The sequence below is a fragment of the Rhodohalobacter halophilus genome, assembly GCF_001715195.1.
Classification (GTDB): Bacteria; Bacteroidota; Rhodothermia; order Balneolales; family Balneolaceae; genus Rhodohalobacter; species Rhodohalobacter halophilus.
Map to the genome: position 1 here is coordinate 1 of NZ_MDWE01000083.1, position 1,744 is coordinate 1,744.

The following is a 1,744-nucleotide window of genomic DNA, read 5'->3' on the forward strand; positions in this document are numbered from 1 at the left end:
CTGATCCCTTGGAGGGGTAAGGTAAAACGTAATCAAACAAAAACGCCGGGCGGTGAGAGCTGTCCGGCGTTTTTTGATTTTTGATCTTGCAAGAAAGTTAAAATGGTTGCTTAAAAAGCTGATCGCTCAATAAATCCATGTAAGAATAAATATCTTTTTCTAACAAATAGATACTAAAATCATGCATGAATAAAACCTGATCTTTATCCGGAACGACCATAGAATATGAGGATCCAGCGTATTCAAGTCCAGACTCCTTATTTAAAAAGTAATAATCAAAATACGATTGACTATCAAGATATCCCTCTCTCTTTTCACTACTCTCTTTTGCATGTATTACGGACACCCAAAACGATTTTCCCGGTAAGCTCTTTATCGAATATATACGAGAATGAGGCACATCATAGTCTACTAGCTCCCCCTTCCGATTATTATCTGATAACTTATGACTGTAGAAATCACTAATTGTAAAAGCCTTGATTGCATCTGATTCTACATCAATCATAGCAAGGGTTGGAAAATCAGAAAAAGCATGTAGAATATTTTGGCCTTGTAAACCAAGCTCAACACCACTGAAGTTAAAATTTCTTGTCAGCTCTGGGTTCTCATGTTTAAAACCCTCACCAAGAGTCGTTACCGTTTGCAATCTATGATCCTTCAAATAAATCGAAGGTTCACCATCCGGGTTATATCCATTTACAATGTAGGTTGAATCTGAAAAGTGATTAATATAATTGTAGAAATCTTCAGTTGTTTTGATAACACTTAATCTGCAGTCTTTGTTACAATCAACTTCACTTATTCTATTTCTCTGTAGTAAAATTGGTTTTTTTGAACTATTGATCAGTTTTATTCCTGATTGAATTGAGTGTGGACCTTCACCCGGTTCAGCTACTAACTCAGCACTATAATCGTTTCTCAATTGATATAAACTTTGAACATCATGCAGATAGATCAAACTGCCGGCTGTTTCTAAATTAATAAAATCGATCGGTTGTGGAGGAAATGAAGAGCCGAAAACATTTTCCAATAAGATAGATGATTTTATACTTTGATCCGGAACAAGCTCTCTTTTTAACACTATACTATCTGATATAGTATTGTTATCTAAAGAATTATAGGGTATTAAATACTGAGGTATACCTTCAGTATTTTGGTTGCAACTACTAAAAATAAATATGAGCAATAGTAGTATTGCTACTGCAATGTATTTATGTACAATATTACTATAGCTCATTTTTAACAATTTAATTATCCTTCACTTACAGTATGATTACAGTGTCCTCCCCAATTTCTACACTTACAGCCATTAATTTCGCCATTGACAATATTTCTTGTAAATCTACAAGAGCTACACGGATCCCCACTACAGGAGTTAACTTCTCCAATTTCTTCTTCAATTTCATTAACTGGTTCTTGCAATAAGACATTATTGAAATTGACCGATGGATCCTCATTACTAACAATTTTACTTAAACCAATTGCTTTTATTTCACAATTTCCATCAGACGATATTGTTTCTACATGGAGTTCTTTAATACCTCTATAATTGAACTCATAAAAATTATATTTACTTTCAATATCATGGTTGTGTCCAAGATTTAGTCTTTCTATATAACTTGGGTATTTCTCGACTAAATCAATATCAGAAATTTTTGTAAATAAAGGACTCTCATAATCCGTCATCATCTCTATTTCATAATCTGAAAATTTTGAGTCACTCTTTTCTTGAGTATATAAATAG

The 1,744-nt window shown here is 33.1% G+C and carries 2 protein-coding genes; both read right to left on the reverse strand.

Annotation, left to right across the window (positions count from 1 at the left end):
• Positions 1-97: 97 nt before the first annotated feature.
• The gene (locus BG260_RS13805; protein WP_141691619.1) at positions 98-1,237 is read right to left on the reverse strand and encodes a hypothetical protein; all 1,140 of its coding nucleotides are present in this window, start codon (positions 1,235-1,237) and stop codon (positions 98-100) included.
• A gap of 14 nt (positions 1,238-1,251) precedes the next feature.
• Positions 1,252-1,744 (reverse strand): hypothetical protein (locus tag BG260_RS14220; RefSeq protein WP_176719508.1); only part of this gene is annotated, 493 nt, incomplete at its 5' end.

Coding starts and splice junctions, on each gene's coding strand:
- BG260_RS13805 (WP_141691619.1), bottom strand. CDS start 1,237: ATGAGCTATAGTAATATTGTACATAAATACATTGCAGTAGCAATACTA.